This is a genomic window from Staphylococcus debuckii, assembly GCF_003718735.1.
Lineage (GTDB): Bacteria > Bacillota > Bacilli > Staphylococcales > Staphylococcaceae > Staphylococcus > Staphylococcus debuckii.
Genome location: NZ_CP033460.1, coordinates 1,557,620 through 1,577,444, shown reverse-complemented (window position 1 = coordinate 1,577,444; position 19,825 = coordinate 1,557,620). Strand labels below are relative to the sequence as shown.

General features: G+C 35.6%; 21 protein-coding genes. 20 read left to right on the top strand and 1 reads right to left on the bottom strand.

What is annotated here, in order from left to right; all coding sequences use genetic code 11:
* Positions 1-11: 11 nt before the first annotated feature.
* Positions 12-986: an asparaginase gene (locus tag CNQ82_RS07390; RefSeq protein ID WP_123144743.1), complete on the bottom strand. Its 975-nt coding sequence runs from the start codon at positions 984-986 to the stop codon at positions 12-14.
* A gap of 77 nt (positions 987-1,063) precedes the next feature.
* Here CNQ82_RS07390 and cmk point away from each other — a divergent pair, with 77 nt between their 5' ends.
* The 20 genes from cmk (at position 1,064) to CNQ82_RS07290 (ending at position 19,810) form a co-directional block, all read left to right on the top strand.
* Positions 1,064-1,726 carry a (d)CMP kinase gene (gene cmk / locus CNQ82_RS07385; protein ID WP_123144742.1) on the top strand — a complete coding sequence of 221 codons (663 nt, stop codon included), beginning with the start codon at positions 1,064-1,066 and terminating at the stop codon, positions 1,724-1,726.
* A 221-nt stretch (positions 1,727-1,947) separates the two neighbouring features.
* Positions 1,948-3,126, top strand: coding sequence for a 30S ribosomal protein S1 (gene rpsA / locus CNQ82_RS07380; RefSeq protein ID WP_123144741.1), 1,179 nt, complete (start codon positions 1,948-1,950; stop codon positions 3,124-3,126).
* A 152-nt stretch (positions 3,127-3,278) separates the two neighbouring features.
* Positions 3,279-4,589: a ribosome biogenesis GTPase Der gene (der, locus tag CNQ82_RS07375; RefSeq protein ID WP_123144740.1), complete on the top strand. Its 1,311-nt coding sequence runs from the start codon at positions 3,279-3,281 to the stop codon at positions 4,587-4,589.
* 21 nt (positions 4,590-4,610) lie between these two features.
* Positions 4,611-5,609 (top strand): NAD(P)H-dependent glycerol-3-phosphate dehydrogenase, encoded by a 999-nt coding sequence (locus CNQ82_RS07370; protein WP_123144739.1) that lies wholly within the window; start codon positions 4,611-4,613, stop codon positions 5,607-5,609.
* A gap of 170 nt (positions 5,610-5,779) precedes the next feature.
* Positions 5,780-6,052: an HU family DNA-binding protein gene (locus CNQ82_RS07365; RefSeq protein WP_047131051.1), complete on the top strand. Its 273-nt coding sequence runs from the start codon at positions 5,780-5,782 to the stop codon at positions 6,050-6,052.
* A gap of 216 nt (positions 6,053-6,268) precedes the next feature.
* The gene (locus CNQ82_RS07360) at positions 6,269-6,841 is read left to right on the top strand and encodes a heptaprenyl diphosphate synthase component 1 (RefSeq protein ID WP_123144738.1); all 573 of its coding nucleotides are present in this window, start codon (positions 6,269-6,271) and stop codon (positions 6,839-6,841) included.
* 1 nt (position 6,842) lies between these two features.
* Positions 6,843-7,568 (top strand): demethylmenaquinone methyltransferase, encoded by a 726-nt coding sequence (locus CNQ82_RS07355; RefSeq protein ID WP_123144737.1) that lies wholly within the window; start codon positions 6,843-6,845, stop codon positions 7,566-7,568.
* A gap of 1 nt (position 7,569) precedes the next feature.
* Positions 7,570-8,526, top strand: a complete 957-nt coding sequence (locus CNQ82_RS07350) for a polyprenyl synthetase family protein (RefSeq protein WP_123144736.1) — start codon at positions 7,570-7,572, stop codon at positions 8,524-8,526.
* 105 nt (positions 8,527-8,631) lie between these two features.
* Entirely contained in the window at positions 8,632-9,084 is a 453-nt protein-coding gene (ndk, locus tag CNQ82_RS07345; RefSeq protein WP_123144735.1) for a nucleoside-diphosphate kinase, read from the top strand.
* A 225-nt stretch (positions 9,085-9,309) separates the two neighbouring features.
* Positions 9,310-10,476 (top strand): chorismate synthase, encoded by a 1,167-nt coding sequence (gene aroC, locus CNQ82_RS07340; protein WP_123144734.1) that lies wholly within the window; start codon positions 9,310-9,312, stop codon positions 10,474-10,476.
* A gap of 17 nt (positions 10,477-10,493) precedes the next feature.
* Positions 10,494-11,570: a 3-dehydroquinate synthase gene (gene aroB, locus CNQ82_RS07335; RefSeq protein ID WP_123144733.1), complete on the top strand. Its 1,077-nt coding sequence runs from the start codon at positions 10,494-10,496 to the stop codon at positions 11,568-11,570.
* 9 nt (positions 11,571-11,579) lie between these two features.
* Positions 11,580-12,878, top strand: coding sequence for a 3-phosphoshikimate 1-carboxyvinyltransferase (gene aroA / locus CNQ82_RS07330; RefSeq protein ID WP_123144732.1), 1,299 nt, complete (start codon positions 11,580-11,582; stop codon positions 12,876-12,878).
* Positions 12,879-12,882: 4 nt separating this feature from the next.
* On the top strand, positions 12,883-14,130 hold the full coding sequence (locus tag CNQ82_RS07325; RefSeq protein ID WP_123145657.1) for a tetratricopeptide repeat protein: 1,248 nt from the start codon (positions 12,883-12,885) through the stop codon (positions 14,128-14,130).
* Between the two features lie 18 nt (positions 14,131-14,148).
* The gene (locus CNQ82_RS07320) at positions 14,149-14,706 is read left to right on the top strand and encodes a YpiB family protein (protein WP_123144731.1); all 558 of its coding nucleotides are present in this window, start codon (positions 14,149-14,151) and stop codon (positions 14,704-14,706) included.
* A 4-nt stretch (positions 14,707-14,710) separates the two neighbouring features.
* Positions 14,711-15,325: a DUF1405 domain-containing protein gene (locus CNQ82_RS07315; RefSeq protein ID WP_123144730.1), complete on the top strand. Its 615-nt coding sequence runs from the start codon at positions 14,711-14,713 to the stop codon at positions 15,323-15,325.
* Positions 15,326-15,351: 26 nt separating this feature from the next.
* The gene (locus tag CNQ82_RS07310) at positions 15,352-16,050 is read left to right on the top strand and encodes a zinc metallopeptidase (protein ID WP_123144729.1); all 699 of its coding nucleotides are present in this window, start codon (positions 15,352-15,354) and stop codon (positions 16,048-16,050) included.
* 130 nt (positions 16,051-16,180) lie between these two features.
* Positions 16,181-16,498 (top strand): nucleotide pyrophosphohydrolase, encoded by a 318-nt coding sequence (locus CNQ82_RS07305; RefSeq protein WP_095105220.1) that lies wholly within the window; start codon positions 16,181-16,183, stop codon positions 16,496-16,498.
* 27 nt (positions 16,499-16,525) lie between these two features.
* Positions 16,526-17,647, top strand: a complete 1,122-nt coding sequence (gene bshA / locus CNQ82_RS07300) for an N-acetyl-alpha-D-glucosaminyl L-malate synthase BshA (protein ID WP_123144728.1) — start codon at positions 16,526-16,528, stop codon at positions 17,645-17,647.
* A gap of 2 nt (positions 17,648-17,649) precedes the next feature.
* The gene (locus tag CNQ82_RS07295; RefSeq protein ID WP_123144727.1) at positions 17,650-18,852 is read left to right on the top strand and encodes a CCA tRNA nucleotidyltransferase; all 1,203 of its coding nucleotides are present in this window, start codon (positions 17,650-17,652) and stop codon (positions 18,850-18,852) included.
* Positions 18,839-19,810: a biotin--[acetyl-CoA-carboxylase] ligase gene (locus tag CNQ82_RS07290; protein ID WP_123144726.1), complete on the top strand. Its 972-nt coding sequence runs from the start codon at positions 18,839-18,841 to the stop codon at positions 19,808-19,810. The genes CNQ82_RS07295 and CNQ82_RS07290 overlap by 14 nt, the downstream gene beginning before the upstream one ends.
* The last annotated feature ends 15 nt before the right edge of the window (positions 19,811-19,825 follow it).

Here is a 19,825-nt window from a genome sequence, read left to right as displayed (position 1 = left end):
CCCGCTTCATTTTATACTTGTGCATCAAAATAAGACTTTAATTGCTGCTCATTGAGATGATTACTGATAGCCACTAATAACTTCAAACGTGCTTTTTGCCCATTCAAGCCATTTGAAAAAATAACCCCGCGCTGTTCTAAATCATATCCTCCGCCATTGTAACCGTATATCGGTCCTACAATACCGTTAAATGAACGTGAAACTAGAATTACCGGTATTCCTTTTTCTAAACAAGCCATTAGACCATCTAACGCACTTGGAGGCAAATTACCTTGCCCCAACGCTTCAATTACAATTCCATCCACATTCTGCTCACTATAAAATTTTAATACATCACTCCGCATATCCATATAGGCTTTTACAATCGGCACATATAAATCTGAATCGACCTCATGTAAAATTTTGTGATGATAAGGACGATGGTGGAATTGGACACTTGTTTTAGTTAAAACACCTAATGGGCCATGATTAGGACTTTGGAAAGTATTTGTATTTGAGGTATGAGTCTTGGTGACGTTTCTAGCCGTATGTATTTCATCGTTAAAAACAACCATTACACCTTTATCGATTGCTTCATCCGCAGCAGCGACACGTAATGCAGAAATAAAATTATATAATCCATCAGATCCGATTTCATTAGATGAGCGCATTGCGCCTGTAATGACAATCGGTTGTTTTGTTTCTGTTATCAGATCTAATAAATAAGCTGTTTCCTCTAAAGTATCTGTGCCATGGGTAATTACGAATCCATCATAATTACCATCTTGACTTGCTTTTTCAATAATATCGCGCAATTTTACAACATCTGAAATTCCAACATGCGGTGAAGGTAAATTTATTGGATTAATCTCAGTCACATCAGCATAGCGGCTTATTACATCTTGATGTTTTGAGATTGGATTTTGTTCATTTTCAATTACTTTGTTACTTTCATCTTCAGACATACTGATGGTTCCGCCAGTATGGATGACTAAGATTTTTTTCATAATCAACGCTCCTATATTTTGTATACGTTTTTATGATAAAATATATAAGATAAAACGACAAGGAAGGTTTTCTAAATATGAAGTTAATAAATATTGCAATTGATGGACCAGCAGCGGCTGGGAAAAGTACAATTGCACGCAAAGTAGCAGAAAGTCATTCAATGATTTATGTTGATACAGGAGCAATGTACCGTGCTATTACCTATAAATATTTACAAAAAGGCATGCCCGAGGACTTTCAATCTTTAATCGAAAATATTTCTCTTAAATTAATTTATGATGAGGAAAAAGGCCAACGTGTTCTATTAAATGGTGAAGATATCACTGATTACCTTCGCTCGAACGAGGTAACGCAAAATGTTTCTTACGTGGCCTCTAAAGCGCCTGTCAGAACCTTTGCAGTAAAAGTACAGCAGCAATTAGCAGCTGAAAAAGGCATCGTAATGGATGGGAGAGATATCGGTACTGTAGTATTACCAGATGCTGATCTTAAAATATATATGATTGCTTCTGTAGAAGAACGTGCTGAAAGAAGACAAAAAGAAAATGAAGAAAATGGGATTCCTTCCTCACTTAATCAATTGAAGAAAGAAATTGAAGAACGTGATCAATATGACATGAACAGAGAAATTTCTCCATTAAGAAAAGCGGATGATGCAGTGACAGTAAATACTACTGGCAAATCGATTGAAGAAGTCTCTCAAATCATTTCTGATTTAATTGAAAGCATAGACGCCTAATCAAGTTTTTTTCAAAAATCGGCATAATTATTATTAAATCTAAATATTTGTGGTATATAAATAAAGAGAATAAATGTACACGGGTACATCATCCAAATATATTTATTACCAACAGATAGGCAAGAAATTATTACGATAAAAGTGAATAGAGTTAAATTTCTTGACAATTCTGTCAGTTTGTAAGATGTTATAATTATGTAGTGTACAAGGAGGCATACAAGATGACTGAAGAATTCAATGAATCAATGATTAATGAAATTAAAGAAGGAGATAAAATCTCTGGACAAGTCCAAAAAGTCGAAGATAAACAAGTGATTGTTGACGTCGACGGTGGCAAATTTAGCGGTATCGTTCCAATTAGTCAATTATCTACGCATCATATTGACAGCCCAAATGAAGTGGTGAAAGAAGGAGATGCAGTAGAAGCGTATGTGACTAAAGTGGAAGTTGACGAAGAAAATGAATCAGGGGCTTATATCCTTTCTATTCGTCAATTAGAACAAGAGAAGTCTTATGAATATTTACAAGAAAAACAAGATAATAATGAAATTATAGAAGCAAAAGTAACTGAAGTCGTTAAAGGCGGCTTAGTTGTTGATGTAGGACAAAGAGGTTTCGTTCCAGCTTCATTAATTTCTACAGATTTCATTGAAGACTTTTCAAGCTTTGATGGACAAGTGCTAGAATTACGCGTTGAAGAACTTGATCCTGAAAATAATCGCGTCATCCTAAGCCGAAAAGCAGTTGAACAAGAAAGAAACGAAGCTAAAAAAGCTGAATTACTATCATCTTTATCAGAAGGAGATGTAATTGAAGGTACAATTGCACGTTTAACTAACTTTGGTGCTTTTGTAGATATCGGCGGTGTAGATGGTTTGGTCCATGTTTCTGAACTTTCTCATGAACATGTTGATAAACCAGAAGATGTCGTATCTGTAGGCGATAAAGTCAACGTCAAAGTGAAATCAGTAGAACAAGATTCTGAACGTATTTCACTTTCTATTAAAGATACGTTACCGAGTCCATTTGAAAGTATCAAAGGAGAAATCCACGCAGATTCAATTATCGAAGGACGTGTAGTACGTTTAACTGATTTCGGTGCATTTGTTGAAATTGCAGCAGGTGTACAAGGCTTAGTGCATATTTCTGAAATCAGTCGCAAACACATCGGTACTCCTAGTGAAGTACTTGAACCTAACCAAGAAGTTACTGTTAAAGTATTAAGTATCGATGAAGAAAGCGAACGTATTTCTTTATCAATTAAAGCTGCTGTTCCTGAAGAAGAAGTGCTTCAAATTGATGATGACGAATCTCGTGATTATATCGAAAATAGTGATGACGATGATAATCCAACATTAGGAGAAATGTTTGGAGATAAATTGAAAAATCTTAAATTCTAAGATTTAATACGTCTATATAAGGCCAAGACTGCAGATCGTGTATATTTACTTTGCACATCTCAGTCTTGGCTTTTTTATTTTTAATAATCTTTTGCTTTAAATGTCGCATGTGATAAAATTAGTTAGATATATTAAAGAGAGGAAGTTAGCTTATGACTAAACCTGTTGTAGCTATTGTTGGTCGCCCAAATGTCGGTAAATCAACAATTTTCAATAGAATTGTCGGCGAGCGTGTCTCTATTGTAGAGGATACACCTGGTGTAACAAGAGACCGAATTTATTCTAGCGGCGAATGGTTGACGCATGATTTTAATGTTATTGATACAGGCGGTATCGAATTAACAGATGCACCATTCCAAACCCAGATCAGAGCTCAAGCTGAAATTGCTATTGATGAAGCTGATGTAATAATTTTTATGGTGAATCAAAGAGAAGGTTTGACGCAGACCGACGAAATGATTGCCCAAATGCTATATAAGACAAACAAACCTGTTGTCTTAGCTGTGAATAAAGTTGATAATCCTGAAATGCGTACAGATATTTATGATTTTTATGCTTTAGGATTTGGAGAACCATTCCCAATATCTGGATCGCACGGTCTAGGGCTAGGTGACCTATTGGATGAAGTTGCTAAGCACTTCAAAGACGAAGAAGAAGACCCGTATGATGAAGATACTATCAGATTGTCACTTATCGGGCGTCCAAATGTTGGTAAATCAAGCTTAGTAAATGCAATCTTAGGAGAAGATCGTGTCATTGTCTCAAATATTGCCGGCACTACACGAGATGCCATCGATACAGAATATTCTTATGAAGATCAAGATTATGTATTGATTGATACTGCAGGTATGAGAAAAAAAGGCAAAGTTTATGAAGCCACTGAAAAATATTCAGTATTACGTGCTTTAAAAGCGATTGAAAGATCTAACGTAGTTTTAGTTGTTTTGAATGCCGAAGAAGGTATTATAGAGCAAGATAAACGTGTAGCAGGTTATGCACATGAAGAGGGCAAAGCCATCGTTATAGTAGTCAACAAGTGGGATACTTTAGATAAAGACAGCAAAACAATGAAGAAATTCGAAGATAAGATACGTCAAGAATTCCAATTTTTAGATTATGCACCAATTGCCTTTGTATCTGCTAAAGAAAAACAACGTTTGCGTACACTCTTCCCATTAATTAAAGAAGCAAGCGAAAATCATAAAAAACGTGTTCAAAGTTCAACATTGAACGAAGTAATTACGGATGCTATTTCTATGAATCCAACTCCGACTGACAAAGGACGAAGACTAAAAGTCTTTTATGCTACCCAAGTAGCAGTTGAGCCGCCAACATTCGTGGTATTTGTGAATGATGCAGAACTTATGCACTTCTCTTACAAACGCTATTTAGAGAATCAAATCAGAGATGCATTCGGATTCGAAGGAACTCCGATCCATATTATTCCAAGAAAAAGAAATTAAAGAGACTGAGAGGATGATTTTATGAGTAACGTTGCTGTATTCGGTACGGGCAGTTTTGGTACTGCACTTGCTAATGTACTGGCACAAAACGGTCACGACGTCTTAATGTGGGGAAAAAATAAACAAACTATCGATGAAATCAATCAATTTCATACAAATTCTCGTTATTTGAATGAAGCACATTTAGATAAAGCAATCAAAGCAACTCAAAATCTTAAAGAAGCAACTCAATTTTCAGATACTTACTTAATTGCTTTACCAACAAAAGCCATTAGAGAAGTAGTACAACAGATTGATGCACAATTAGACAGCAAAAAAACATTTATCCATGTTGCCAAAGGGATTGAAAACTCCACTTTCGAACGCGTTTCTGAAATGATTGAAGATTCACTTTCTCCAGAACACAATGGCGGTATCGGTGTATTATCTGGACCTAGCCATGCTGAAGAAGTAGTCATTCAACAACCGACAACAGTAGCTGCTTCTTCTTCAGACCCTAAAGTAAGCAAACAAATTCAAGATTTATTCATGAATGATTATTTACGCGTTTATACTAACGATGATTTAGTAGGGGTAGAACTTGGAGGCGCTTTAAAAAATATTATCGCGGTAGCAAGCGGTATAGTTGCTGGTATGGGATTCGGAGATAATGCTAAAGCTGCCTTAATGACAAGAGGATTAGCAGAAATCAGCCGTTTAGGCGAAGAATTAGGCGCTGATCCAATGACATTCTTAGGATTAGGCGGTATTGGAGACTTAATCGTAACTTGTACGTCTACCCATTCAAGAAACTATACACTTGGGTATAAAATAGGACAAGGAAAAACAGTAGACGAGGCGCTATCAGAAATGAGCATGGTTGCTGAAGGATTCTATACAACTGAATCTGTCTACCATTTAGCGAAACAAAAAAATATTGAAATGCCTATTACTTCGGCACTTTATGGTGTCTTGTTCGAAAATGTGCCATTAGATAAGAGCCTTAAATTGCTCATGGGCAGAGATAAAAAGTCAGAATAACAAATATATTATTTTCCATATATAGTATAATTACACACAGGCTGGTAAAAATCCTTATAAATCGCGGTTTTGCGCTTGTAAATGATTGCGGTAGCTACAGTCCTTGTGTTAAAGTCATAGCATAATGATATAACAATATCATTACCAAACCCTTGGGGAGGTGACTCATAATGAACAAAACAGATTTAATTAACGCTGTTGCAGAACAAGCTGAATTAACAAAAAAAGAAGCTGGTTTAGCAGTTGATGCTGTATTCGAATCAATTCAAAACTCATTATCTAAAGGTGAAAAAGTACAATTGATTGGTTTCGGTAACTTCGAAGTACGCGAACGCGCTGCCCGTAAAGGTCGCAACCCGCAAACTGGTAAAGAAATCGATATTCCAGCTAGCAAGGTTCCTGCATTCAAAGCTGGTAAAGCATTGAAAGATGCAGTTAAATAATGAATTCAATACTTAAAAGAAAAGCCCTTTTTTTCGGGGCTTTTCTTTTTATCTATTTAAAAATACATACTCATTTAAATTCTTAAAGTAACGTACGAATAATTGTGCATAAAAAGCGCTGAAAATTTGAATATATTCTACAGTTGAACAAAAGTGATTTTATTTTTGTATATATAATGTTAAGATGATTATTGATTAATAACGTGAGGTGCAGACATGGATTCAACATTAAGTACATTAAAAAACCAAATACAACAAAAACTTAATGGTATACATCGTCATGAACCAGTTCGATATAACCAGCAATTGGCTCATGTTCTTGATGAACAAAACATTCCGTTTCAAGCAAAATTGGCATGCCTCGCGATAGATACATCAATGAGTCATCTCGATTCCATTTCAGGTAATAATTTGTCGAAAAATGCGATTTTAATCGGTGATTTGATTAGTGCGCATTTTTATACGCTTACTGCCGAAATTAATGATTCAATTTATCTGGAAGCAATGAGCAGCGCTATTATAAAGGTAAATGAATATAAAACTTCATTGCATTATAAAAAGCTAGATAGAGAAGAAATGAAAAATGCAATTTTGTATATTGAAACTATATTTCCGATCATTACAATTCAACATTTTAAACCGCATGCAGAAATCGATGAAGTGACAGAGCGCTTAACTGCATATGCTGCACAACATCATCCTTCATATTTAAAAGGATATTCTGAGATAGAGCTGAACCAAGTTTTTGAAGAAATGAATTGCAATATCAAACAAAGTAGAGGTAATTAAAATGGCGAAAAATAAAGCAGAAAAAGAAAAAGTTCATACGGTATTTCAGAATATATCTACAAACTACGATAAACTAAATAACATTATCAGTTTTGAGCAACATAAAGTTTGGCGCAAACGCGTGATGAAAGCAATGCAAGTCAAAAAAGGCAGTAAAGCACTAGATGTATGCTGCGGTACTGCAGATTGGACGATTGCATTAAGCAAGGCTGTAGGACCTTCAGGGGAAGTCATCGGCTTGGACTTCAGTGAAAATATGTTAAAAGTCGGTGAAGAAAAAACGAAAAACATGTCTAATATTCAACTTGTCCAAGGCGATGCAATGAATTTGCCATTTGACGATAATGAATTTGATTACGTTACTATTGGCTTTGGTTTACGTAATATCCCTGATTACGTTATTGCATTGAAAGAGATGAACCGTGTACTTAAACCTGGCGGGATGGCAGTTTGTTTAGAAACAAGCCAACCTACAATCCCAGTTTTCAAACAAGGTTATCAACTTTATTTCAAATTTGTAATGCCTATTTTCGGAAAACTTTTTGCGAAATCAAAAGAAGAATACGAATGGTTACAACAATCAGCTTTCAACTTCCCAGATCGCGATGAGCTCAAAGCGCTATTCCAACTTGCTGGATTTAAAGACATTGAAGTTAAAAGTTTTACTGGCGGGGTAGCTGCGATGCATTTAGGGTATAAGGAAAAAGAAACTGCAAAAGGTGATTAATGTGGAGAAGTTGAACATTAATAAAGAAATTAAGAAAATTGAAAAAGAATTAAAAAACACAATAAAAAGTGGAAATCCTATCTTAGAAGAAGCCTCTTTACACTTGCTCTCTTCAGGCGGCAAAAGGGTCCGTCCTTCTTTTGTGGTCTTGAGCAGTGAATATGGACCATATCCACGTAATGAAGAAACGTATAAAATTGCTGTTTCTTTAGAGCTAATTCATATGGCAACTTTAGTTCACGATGATGTCATTGATCGCAGTGATAAAAGAAGAGGGCGCTATACTATCAGCAAGAAATGGGACCAAGAGACTGCTATTTTAACAGGCAATTATCTGTTAGCACTTGCTCTTAATCATATTTCTTCCATTCAAGATAAAAGGATACATATGATTTTATCCAATGCGATTATTGATGTATGCAGAGGCGAATTATTTCAATTCCAAGACCAATTTAACAGCAAGCAGACAATTACGAATTATTTACGCAGAATTAATCGTAAAACAGCCTTGTTGATTCAATTAGCGACTGAACTCGGTGCATTATCAGCTGATGCGGATTTACAGACAGCGAACAAGTTGAAAAGAATTGGACATTATATTGGAATGAGCTTTCAAATTGTTGATGATGTCTTAGATTTTACAAGTACTGAAAAGCAGCTAGGCAAACCAGTAGGCAGTGATTTGATGAATGGTCATTTAACATTGCCAGTACTTTTAGAAAGACGTAAGAATCCTCAATTCAAAGCTTTGATTGACTCCTTAGGACCAAATAGCCCTAACGAAGACTTTGAGTATTGTGTGCGTTACATCCGTTCATCTGAAAGTATAGAACAATCAAAAGCTATAAGTAAGCATTATCTTAACAAAGCGTTGGATTTATTAGGTGATTTAGAAACAAGTCCTGCTTCGACTTGGTTTAAAAAGTTGATCAAGCGTATGGAATCACGAAACACTTAAGAAAAGCGTGAAATATTTATTGAAAGCGTTTCACTAAACTGTTAAACTTATATTGTATTTAATTAAATGCACTAAAATACACATTGATTCAGGAGGATTTGAGAAATGGAAAGAACTTTTCTAATGATTAAACCAGACGGCGTTCAACGCAAATTAGTCGGTGAAATCATCGCTCGTTTAGAGAAAAAAGGATTAAAACTTGTTGGCGGGAAATTTATGACTGTTTCCAAAGAAAAAGCAGAAACACATTATGGTGAACATGCTGATAAGCCATTCTACGAAGGATTAGTATCATTTATTACTTCAGCACCTGTATTTGCTATGGTAGTAGAAGGAGAAAACGTTGTAGAAGTAACAAGAAATATGATTGGTAAAACAAATCCAACTGAAGCAGCCCCTGGCACAATCAGAGGCGATTTAGGTCTTACAGTAGGCCGTAACGTTATTCATGGTTCAGATTCAGTTGAATCTGCTAAAAGAGAAATCAGCCTATGGTTCGAACCTAATGAGCTAAGTGTTTATACTGCAAACGACGAAGAATGGTTATACGAAAATTAATATAAAAGTATACATTTAAAAATTCATTTTATCCAAACAAACCAGATTGAAATTTGTAATTTCAATCTGGTTTGTTTTTTCACTTTCTGTCGAAATAGTTATCAAAACATTCTAAATTCTTTATCTTTTATCAAATCTATTGTTCTGCCTGCTTTTTACCTATGATATGATAGAGGGTATACTTATAAATAGATTACTCAAATAATGGAATGGAGTGAAAGCGTGATGAGATTTTTAACCTCGGGAGAATCCCACGGTCCTCAACTAACAGTAATTATTGAAGGTGTTCCGGCTAATTTAAAAATAACTGCAGAAGAGATTAATAAGGAGATGTTTAAACGCCAAGGTGGTTACGGTCGCGGTCGCAGAATGAAAATTGAAAAAGATGCTGTAGAAATTGTTTCAGGAGTAAGAAACGGCTATACATTAGGTAGTCCCGTTACTATTGTTGTAACGAATGACGATTTCACTCATTGGAGAAACATCATGGGCGTAGCACCTATTTCAGAAGAAGAACAAGAACAAATGAAACGTACTATTTCTAAACCTCGTCCTGGTCATGCAGATTTAGTTGGCGGCATTAAATATAATCATCGAGATTTAAGAAATGTACTCGAAAGATCATCGGCGCGTGAAACTGCCGCTCGAGTAGCTGTCGGAGCAATTTGTAAACTCTTATTAAAGCAGTTAGGTATTAATATACTGAGCCGTGTAGTTGAAATTGGTGGCATTAAAGACGATGCTGAATATGATTTAGACACAATTAAAAAATACGAAGACAATAATGATGTCAGAGTCGTCAATGAAGAAAAAGCGCAAGAAATCCGCAATAAAATTGATCAAGCTAAAAAAGACGGAGATTCTCTAGGCGGTGTAGTACAAGTTATTGTTGAAAATATGCCTGTCGGTGTGGGAAGCTATGTGCAATATGATCGTAAATTAGATGGCAGAATTGCTCAAGGCGTAGTTGGAATCAACGCCTTTAAAGGCGTGAGCTTTGGAGAAGGTTTCAAAGCAGCGGAGAAACCTGGCAGTCAAATTCAAGATCCTATTCTTTACAATGATAAAGCAGGTTATACGCGCGGTTCTAATCATTTAGGCGGATTAGAAGGCGGTATGAGTAATGGTATGCCTATCGTAGTGAATGGCGTGATGAAGCCTATTCCTACACTTTATAAACCATTGGCTTCTGTAGATATAGAAACTAAAGAACCCTTCAAAGCTACTATCGAGCGTTCTGATAGTTGTGCTGTGCCTGCAGCAAGTATTGTATGCGAACATGCTGTAGCATTTGAAATCACTAAAACCTTATTAGAAGAATTCCAATCTAATTATATGGAACAATTAGAACAGCAAGTAAACGAGAGACGTCTGCGCAATATTGAATTTTAAAAAACAGGTGAATGCTAATGCAATTAATGACAACTTATAAGGATAATAACTATCCGATAATCATCAATCACAATGCGATTTCCGAATTAAATCAACTGCTCTCTGCATATCGTGATGTTGTTTTTATAGTGGATAAAAATGTTGAAAAGGCGGTACCGAAAAAAATACAACAAGCTTTGTCTTCTACCCAAACTGAACAGTTCACACATATCTTGAAAGTTGAAGGTAATGAAACGACTAAAACATTTCCAGTCTACCAACATATAATTGAACACATCTTAGAACAAGGGATTACCAGAAATACTTGTATTGTTGCTATAGGAGGCGGCGTGACAGGTGACTTTGCAGGATTTGTGGCTGCAACTTTACTTCGAGGTGTGGACTTTATTCAAGTACCGACAACGATATTAGCACACGATTCAAGTGTAGGAGGCAAAGTAGGCATTAATACTCCACAAGGTAAAAACTTAGTCGGCGCATTCTATCGTCCTAAAGCCGTTTTATATGATTTAGATTTCTTAGAAACTTTGCCTTATACCGAAATATCTAGTGGCTACGCTGAAGTGTACAAACATGCACTTCTTAATGGAGAGCAAGATCAAAGAGCAATTGAAGCAGCCTTTCCAGATAAAGCGGCGCTTGCTTCGTTACAAGATATGGATGCATTCTTGCTTAAAGGCATTCAAACTAAATTAGATATCGTGGTACAAGATGAACGCGAAAAAGGTCTGCGTAAATTTCTAAATTTAGGACATACATTCGGTCATGCGATAGAATATGAGCAAAAGATACCTCATGGCCATGCGGTAATGATTGGCATCTTGTATCAATTTGTTGTCGCAAATGAAATATTGGCTACAGATTTTGATATCCAACATTACATTAATTATTTTGAAGCACTTGATTATCCCTTAAATACAGTTTTAAATAGTAATTTCGAGGCTATCTTTAAATTAATGTCGAAAGATAAGAAAAATGATGCAACTGGTATTCAGATGGTATTATTAAAAGAAATTGGCCAACCTGAAGTGACACACGTAGAGAAAGATACCATCGAGAAAGCTTTTTATACCTTACAAAATTACCTAAAGTGAGTGAAATGAATGACTAAAACTGAAACCATAAACTTAACAGGACCCTTGAAAGGGGAATTCGAAGTTCCTGGAGATAAATCAATGACACATCGTGCAATCATGTTAAGCTCCTTAGCAAAGGGACAATCTGTCATTAAAAAACCGCTTCTTGCCGAAGATTGTTTGAGAACGATGAAAATCTTTGAATTATTAGGTGTGGATTTCGATATTCAAGACAATCAAGTAGTCGTCACTTCTCCTGGATATCAAAAATTCCAAACGCCTCACCAAGCATTATATACTGGCAACTCTGGAACAACTACGCGAATTATGGCTGGCTTATTAAGCGGTCTTGGGATACCATCTGTACTTTCAGGTGATGAATCAATTGGCAAACGCCCTATGAATCGTATTATTCAGCCGTTAACAGAGATGGGAGCTGCAATCGAAGGAATAGATAACAACTATACGCCACTTGTAATCAATAAAGCTGAATTACATGGCATCGATTATAAAATGCCTGTAGCCAGCGCCCAGGTAAAGAGCGCCATCTTATTCGCTAGTCTTTTTTCAGCAACTCAATCCAGTATTACAGAGATAGGGATTACACGGAACCATACAGAAACTATGTTTGAGCATTACCATATTCCGTTAAAAGTGGACGGCATGCATATTGAAACTGTTCCAAACGCTATCACATCCATCCAAGCCGAAGATTTTACTGTTCCTGGCGATATTTCATCAGCTGCATTCTTTATTGTAGCTGCATTGATTACGCCCGGTAGTGATATTACAATTCATAATGTAGGCATGAATTCAACACGCTCGGGTATTATTGATATTGTGAAAGAAATGAAAGGTAACATTGAAATTATTAATGAAACACAAACTGCGGAACCTACCGCTTCAATTCGTATTCAATATACACCAAACTTACAACCCGCTAAGCTTTCTGGCGAACTGATTACCCGTGCAATTGATGAAATTCCTGTCGTAGCGCTTTTATGTACGCAGGCAAACGGTTCTAGTGTCATTAAAGACGCTGAGGAATTGAAATTCAAAGAAACAAACCGTATAACAACGACGTCAGATGAATTAGGGCTGCTCGGTTTTGAAGTACATCCAACCAATGATGGGTTCATTATTCATCCGTCTCAATTTGAGCATGCAGCTGAAGTCAGCTCTTATACGGATCACCGTATAGGGATGACGCTCGCGATTGCTTCTTTGTTAGGCGAAGAAGCTCTGAGCATTAAAAATTTCAATTCAGTCAACACATCGTTCCCTGAATTCTTACCTCTACTAAAATCGATTTCTCAGAAAGGATAATATGATGGAAGACACAAATAAATTAATCGATGATATTCATCTTCAAAAAATAGATAATCTGGATAGTCGAGTAGAACAAGCGATTTCTACAGCAGATGATGATACTTTATTCTTACTTGGAGAAACGCTGTATAATTATGGTTTAACTCCACAAGGATTAGAAGTGTTCCGCGCACTTTATAATAAATTCCCTGACGAAACAGAATTGTTAAGTTATTTTATTGAGGGATTAATAGCAGAAGACAAAACAGATGAAGCTTTAGAACATCTCAGTCAAGCGGAATTGACTACTGAAAGATTAATGTTAGAAGCAGATTTGTATCAACAAATTAATATGTTGGAAGTAGCGATTGATAAAATCGAAGAAGCGATTGAACTTGAGCCTAACGATCCTGTCTTGCATTTTGCTTTAGCAGAACTTATGTACTTTGATGGACAATATCTACGTGCATCTGCTGAATATGAAACAGTTCTCGAAACAGGAGAATATATGGTCAACGGTGTAAACTTGTACGCTCGTTTAGCTGATAGTGCGTTACAAAGCGGCAACTATGATGACGCTGTTAAACTTTACGATGAAATCTCAGAACAGGATATGACCTCTGAAGATTATATGAAGAAAGCACTGGCTTATGAAAAAAATGATTTATTGCAAGAAGCCGTTAAAATTATGGGTACCTTAATGGATAAAGATCCTGATTTTATGCAAGGTTACTTCTATATTCAACAACTTTACTTGCAGCAAAAAGATTATAAATCTGCAATAGAAGTAGGTAACGAAGGCTTGCGTCTTAATCAGTTCTACAAAGAATTAATGCTTTCTACAGGTAAAATCGAAATAGATCACGGCAACCAAGAAGAGGGTATAGAGCATTTACTTAAAGCACTGGAACTTGATAGTTCTTATCAAGAGCCTTTAATAGAATTAAGCAGTCTATATCGAACGCAAGAAAATAATGAAGGTATTATTTCGTTGATGCAATTTGCTGACGAGGACGATTTAGACCCGAGATTTATGTGGAATTTAGCCTATGCCTTAGGTGCAGAAGAAAGAGATAAAGAGGCACAGCATTTCTTTGATATGGCTAAACCAACTTATGAAAATAATCCTGATTTCCTTGGTGATTATTATTTCTTCCTTATCGAAACTGGTCAAATCGAACAGGCTAAAGTATTGTTGCCTCAATTATTAGAATTAGATCCAAATAATGATGAATGGCAGCAAGAAGCAGAACGTCTCCAATTATATTAAGATGTTGGTGAATAAAAAATGATTGATAACGAAGCGCTTAGTTTAAAGAAAAGGAATTTCATTGAATACTTATTATTTCAATATAAATTCAAGTCCAGAATCAGTGTATGGTTGCTCAATCTCATAAAATCCGATTTCAGACGATTAGATAATATTTATTTTGTTGACCAACCTATACCCAATCATCATACACTTGAACTTTCTGTTTTAGATACGCGAGAAACAGCAATACAGTATTATGACAATCAAATAAACTATAGAAATACGAATGAGATATTCAGACATATTGCTTATCAGTTTCCAAAGTTTGATATTAAAATTAATTTACCGCAAAGAGACGCTAGAATGGACGAAATACTCTTATCTCAGTTGTTAATATCTCCTGACTATTCTTTGCACTTGCATGACTTATATGCAGTAACTATGACACCGCAAGCTGAAATATCGTTAATTAACCGTTTGCAAAATACCATCGATGTCAGCTTGCAAATTCATGATTCCGAATACTTCTACAGAGTGTCGCATTTGTTGAATACTTTAAAATCAAAATCTATCAACTTTCCAACAAAGGACTAAAATTATGACCTTAATGAATTGGTGGAGATGGGCGTTATATTCTCGTCCATTTCTTTTATTTGCTTTAATATGCAATATCCTAGGAACAATTTATGGCTATATTTGGTACGGGAACCAACTGAAGACCGCACCGTGGTATTTTCAAATCTTTATACCTGACAGTCCTACAGCATCACTATTTTTATGTATTGCTTTAGCGCTATTCTTATTCGGAAAGAATAGTTCCGTAATAGAAGCGCTAGCCTTTACTACATTAATCAAGTACGGTGTTTGGGCCGTCATTATGAATCTCATTTTATTCTATCAATATAACGAGGTTTCGATTAACGGTTTGATGCTCTTGATTTCTCATGGCATCATGGCGATGGAAGCGATTATTTTCTATCCAAGATTTAAGATTACTTTGCTAGGAGGACTCGTAGCGGTGGTATGGATTTTCCATAATGATTTAATAGATTATGTCTTTATGCAATTTCCATTTTATCCATTCATAGATGCGCATCTTGAATTAGTAGCGTATATTGCTTTTATTTTAAGCAGTATCAGTATAATATTATACTTCTGTTTAAGAAAGTGGATACAGCACAAATTGTTTGACCAACCTTTACGTTCTCAGTAAAATAATGTTATAAAGGAGTGAGAATTTTGTCTTTCGTTAGTCTTATTATTTATTTTGTTATATTAATGATTTTACCGATGTGGGCGCAGCACAAAGTTAAATCAACTTATGAAAAATATTCACAAGTTCGTTCTACAAGCGGCAAAACTGGACGAGAAGTGGCTGAAGAAATTTTGAGCGCCAATGGTATAAATGATGTAGATGTTTTAGAAGGCGAAGGTTTCTTATCAGACCATTATGACCCATCTAAAAAAGTAATTCGTTTATCTCCTGCGAACTACAGTCGTCCATCTGTTGCTGGTACTGCTGTAGCAGCACACGAAGTGGGACATGCTATTCAGCATCAGCAAGGATATTTCTTCTTGCGCTTTAGAAATGCTTTGTTCCCATTAGCAAACATCGGAAGTAACTTATCATATCTCTTGATTATGGCAGGTATCATTTTGACATCGATGAGAATGGCAATTGGTACTACAGCTTTATGGATTGGTATTTTCCTAATGGCTTTCGCAGTACTGTTTTCAATTATTACCTTGCCTGTAGAATTCGATGCAAGTAAACGTGCAATGAGAAATATTCAAAGTTTGCACATCGTTAATGACAAAGAATACAAACATGCGCGTAAAGTACTCACAGCCGCTGCAATGACATATGTTGCTTCAACTGCTGTTGCTGTAGCTGAGCTCTTAAGATTTATCTTAATTGCGCGTTCAAGTGATAATTAAAACTTAATACGCATATTCAAGCCTTGTCAGTAAAATGACAGGGCTTTTTATCTGCTTAAAATCCGCTAAAAATGCATATCTAAAAAATATGAGATATACTATAAATATTAGAAAAAGGAGATGATTGAGAATGAAATCAATGGAAGAAATGCAAAAAGAAGTTGATCAGTACATAGGTCAATTTAAAGCAGGTTACTTCTCACCACTTGCTAACTTAGCTCGCTTGACTGAAGAAGTAGGCGAGTTGGCTCGAGAAATCAATCATGTCTACGGAGAAAAGAAAAAGAAAGATACAGAAGAAGAAAATACAATTAAAGCTGAACTAGGCGATAATTTATTTGTATTATTATGCATTGCTAACTCTCTGGATATTGATATGACAGAAAGTTTTAATGAAACTATGGAAAAGTTTAATACGCGTGATAAAAATCGCTTTGAACGTAAGTAAAGATATATAAAGGAGAGTCACGAAGAAATGAAAATAGGAATCACATGTTATCCATCTATGGGAGGTTCAGGCATTATTGCTACTGAACTTGGGATAATACTTGCAGAACGAGGCCACGATGTGCACTTTATTACTTCAAATCTGCCGTTTCGTATACGAAAACCGCTTCCAAACATTACTTTCCACCAAGTTGAAGTCAATCAATATGCGGTATTTCAATATCCACCTTATGATATTAGTCTCAGCACTAAAATCGCTTCAGTTATTAAAGAATATGACTTAGATATCTTGCATATGCACTATGCGGTGCCTCATGCGATTTGCGGTATATTAGGCCGTCAAATGTCCGGTAAAGATGTCAAAATCATGACTACACTACATGGTACAGACATCACGGTACTCGGCTATGATCATTCTTTAAAGGATGCAATCAAATTCGGGATTGAAAATAGTGATGTAGTGACAAGTGTCAGCCAATCTTTAGCTAAACAAACTCAAGATATTATAGGTACCAAAAAGGAAATCATACCCATCTATAACTTTGTACGTGAGATTGATTTTCCAACACAGCGAAATGAGAAATTAAAAGAATTGTACGGGATTGCTTCAGATGAAAAAGTATTGATTCACGTTTCTAATTTCCGACAAGTTAAACGTATCGATACTATTTTAGAAACTTTTAAAAAGGTACATGATAAAATTCCTTCCAAATTACTCCTCTTAGGAGATGGTCCGGAATTAATGGAAATGAAACGTCTTGCACGCGACTTAGGTGTTTTAGACGATGTACTATTTTTAGGAAAACAAGAATTTGTTAACCAATTTTATCAAATGTCTGATTTAGTTTTACTCCTCAGTGAAAAAGAAAGCTTCGGTTTGACTCTTCTTGAAGCAATGAAGACAGGGGTAGTCCCTATAGGTTCCACAGCAGGAGGCATTAAAGAAGTAATTAAACATAAGGAAACTGGCTTTGTGGTTGATATCGGCGACAGCGAACGTGCAAGCCAGTATGCAATTCAGTTATTAACAGACGAAGCGCTCTATGCAGAAATGCGCGAAAATATGTTAGCTGATATAGCTGAACGTTTTAATTCAGACTTTATTGCTGATCAATATGAATATTACTATAAACAAATGTTAGAGGAATAATGATGAATAAAGATTTATTTTTACAATCAGCTCCAATTTTACAACAAATTCAAGATAGCGGTTATGAAGCATATTACGTAGGCGGCTCTGTACGTGATTATTTAATGGGCCGTCCTATTCATGATATTGATATTACAACGAGCGCTGCTCCTGAAGAGATAGAAGCCATATTCGAGCATACTATTCCAATCGGAAAAGAGCATGGGACTATAAATGTGGTATATAACTATGAGAATTATGAAGTGACCACTTTCAGAGCTGAAGGAGAATACAAAGATCATCGCAGACCAAGCGAAGTCCGTTTTGTGAGAGATTTGTATCAAGATGTTGAACGTCGTGATTTTACTATAAACGCTATTGCCATGGATGAACATTTTGAAATCAAAGATTACTTTAATGGCTATAATGATATAAAAAATAAAGTTATTAAAACAGTGGGTAATGCTGAAGAACGTTTCGATGAGGATGCTTTACGTATTCTACGGGGGTTGCGTTTTAAATCTCAATTGCAATTTCAAATCGATTCTGCCACTTACCAAGCAATGGCAGATAAAGTGGCGGATACAGAATTTTTATCAATCGAACGTATTATTGTTGAGCTGCGTAAATTATTAGAAGGTATTGATGCGCCACTGGTTTATCCTTTACTCAATCAACTAGATTTTTTCAAATTTGTTCCTTTTTTCAAAGCATTTAACACAGCAGCAATTAAAGTGAAGAATCCTATCAAATTTGAATTGCTCATCGCATTACTGCTTTTTAAAGAACCCATTGACGTTGCATTGTCACAACTAAAGATTAGTAATGATAGTAAGAAAGCAATCCATCAATTTATCAGTATCTTTGAAGCATTACCAAATATTAAAACGAAAAAAGATTTACGCGTTTTCGTTTATGATTATGGTATCTCTGCCCTATCTTATATACTAGATATGAGCAATACTTTAAGCGCTAATGAGGTGGAATTGAGCCATCCCTTAATCTTTAACTATGAAACCTTAAAAGAAATAGATCAAAATTTAATTATCCACCAACGTAGTGATATGATGGTTAATGGTAAAGATATATTAGAGGCTTTAGACTTAAAGGGCGGCCCTTGGTTAAAAGAGGTACTAAGAAAAATAGAATGCGCAATTATTAACCAAGAGGTGCCTAACCAAAAAAGTGAAATTGTAAATTGGGTGAAAACACATGTCGAAATATAGTCAAGATGTCGTACAAATATTACATGAAAACCAACCAGAATATGTATCTGGTCAATATATTGCGGAACAATTAAATATCTCACGCACTTCAGTTAAGAAAATTATCGATCAATTAAAAGCAGAAGGCTGTGAAATTAATTCGGTAAACCATAAAGGACATCAGCTTCAGCAACTTGCTGATACTTGGTATCCTGGCATTGTAGAAAAAATCACTGCCAAACATGGTTTCTTTCAAGAAACTTTTGTTTATCCTACTATCGACTCAACACAACTGGCTGCCAAGCAGAAATTGGTAGGCAATCATGATGCCATTTTAGTATTGAGTAATGAACAAACTAAAGGACGAGGCCGCTTTAACAGACCATGGGACTCTGCTAAAGGTAAAGGGCTATGGATGAGCGCAGTGTTTCGTCCTAATGTTCCATTTTCTATGATTACAACTTTCAATTTATTTATGGCACTGGCAATCAGAGAAACGATACAAGCTTTCTCTAAAGATGAAGTTGCTGTAAAATGGCCGAATGATATCTATATTGGCCCCAAAAAAGTATGTGGCTTTCTAACTGAAATGTCAGCGAATAGTGATGGTATTGAAGCCGTTATTTGTGGAATAGGAATTAATATGAATCAAGAAGCAAGTGAGTTTCCGCAAGAAATTGCGCACCGTGCAACAAGTATTTATAATCATGCGGATGAAAAAATAGATCGTTATGCATTTTTAACTTTATTATTAGAAAATATGAAAACGCGCTATATTCAATTCTTAACCGTGCCATTCGAATCTATTCGCGAAGAATATATCGAACATTCTAATATCTGGAATAGAAAATTGAAGTTTACAGAGAATGAATCACAATTCTCAGGTAAAGCTATCAGTATTGATAAAGACGGCTTTTTACTTGTAGAAGATGAGCAAGGCGAAAAACATCGCTTAATGAGTGCAGATATAGATTTATAGAAAGGAGGCGATAAT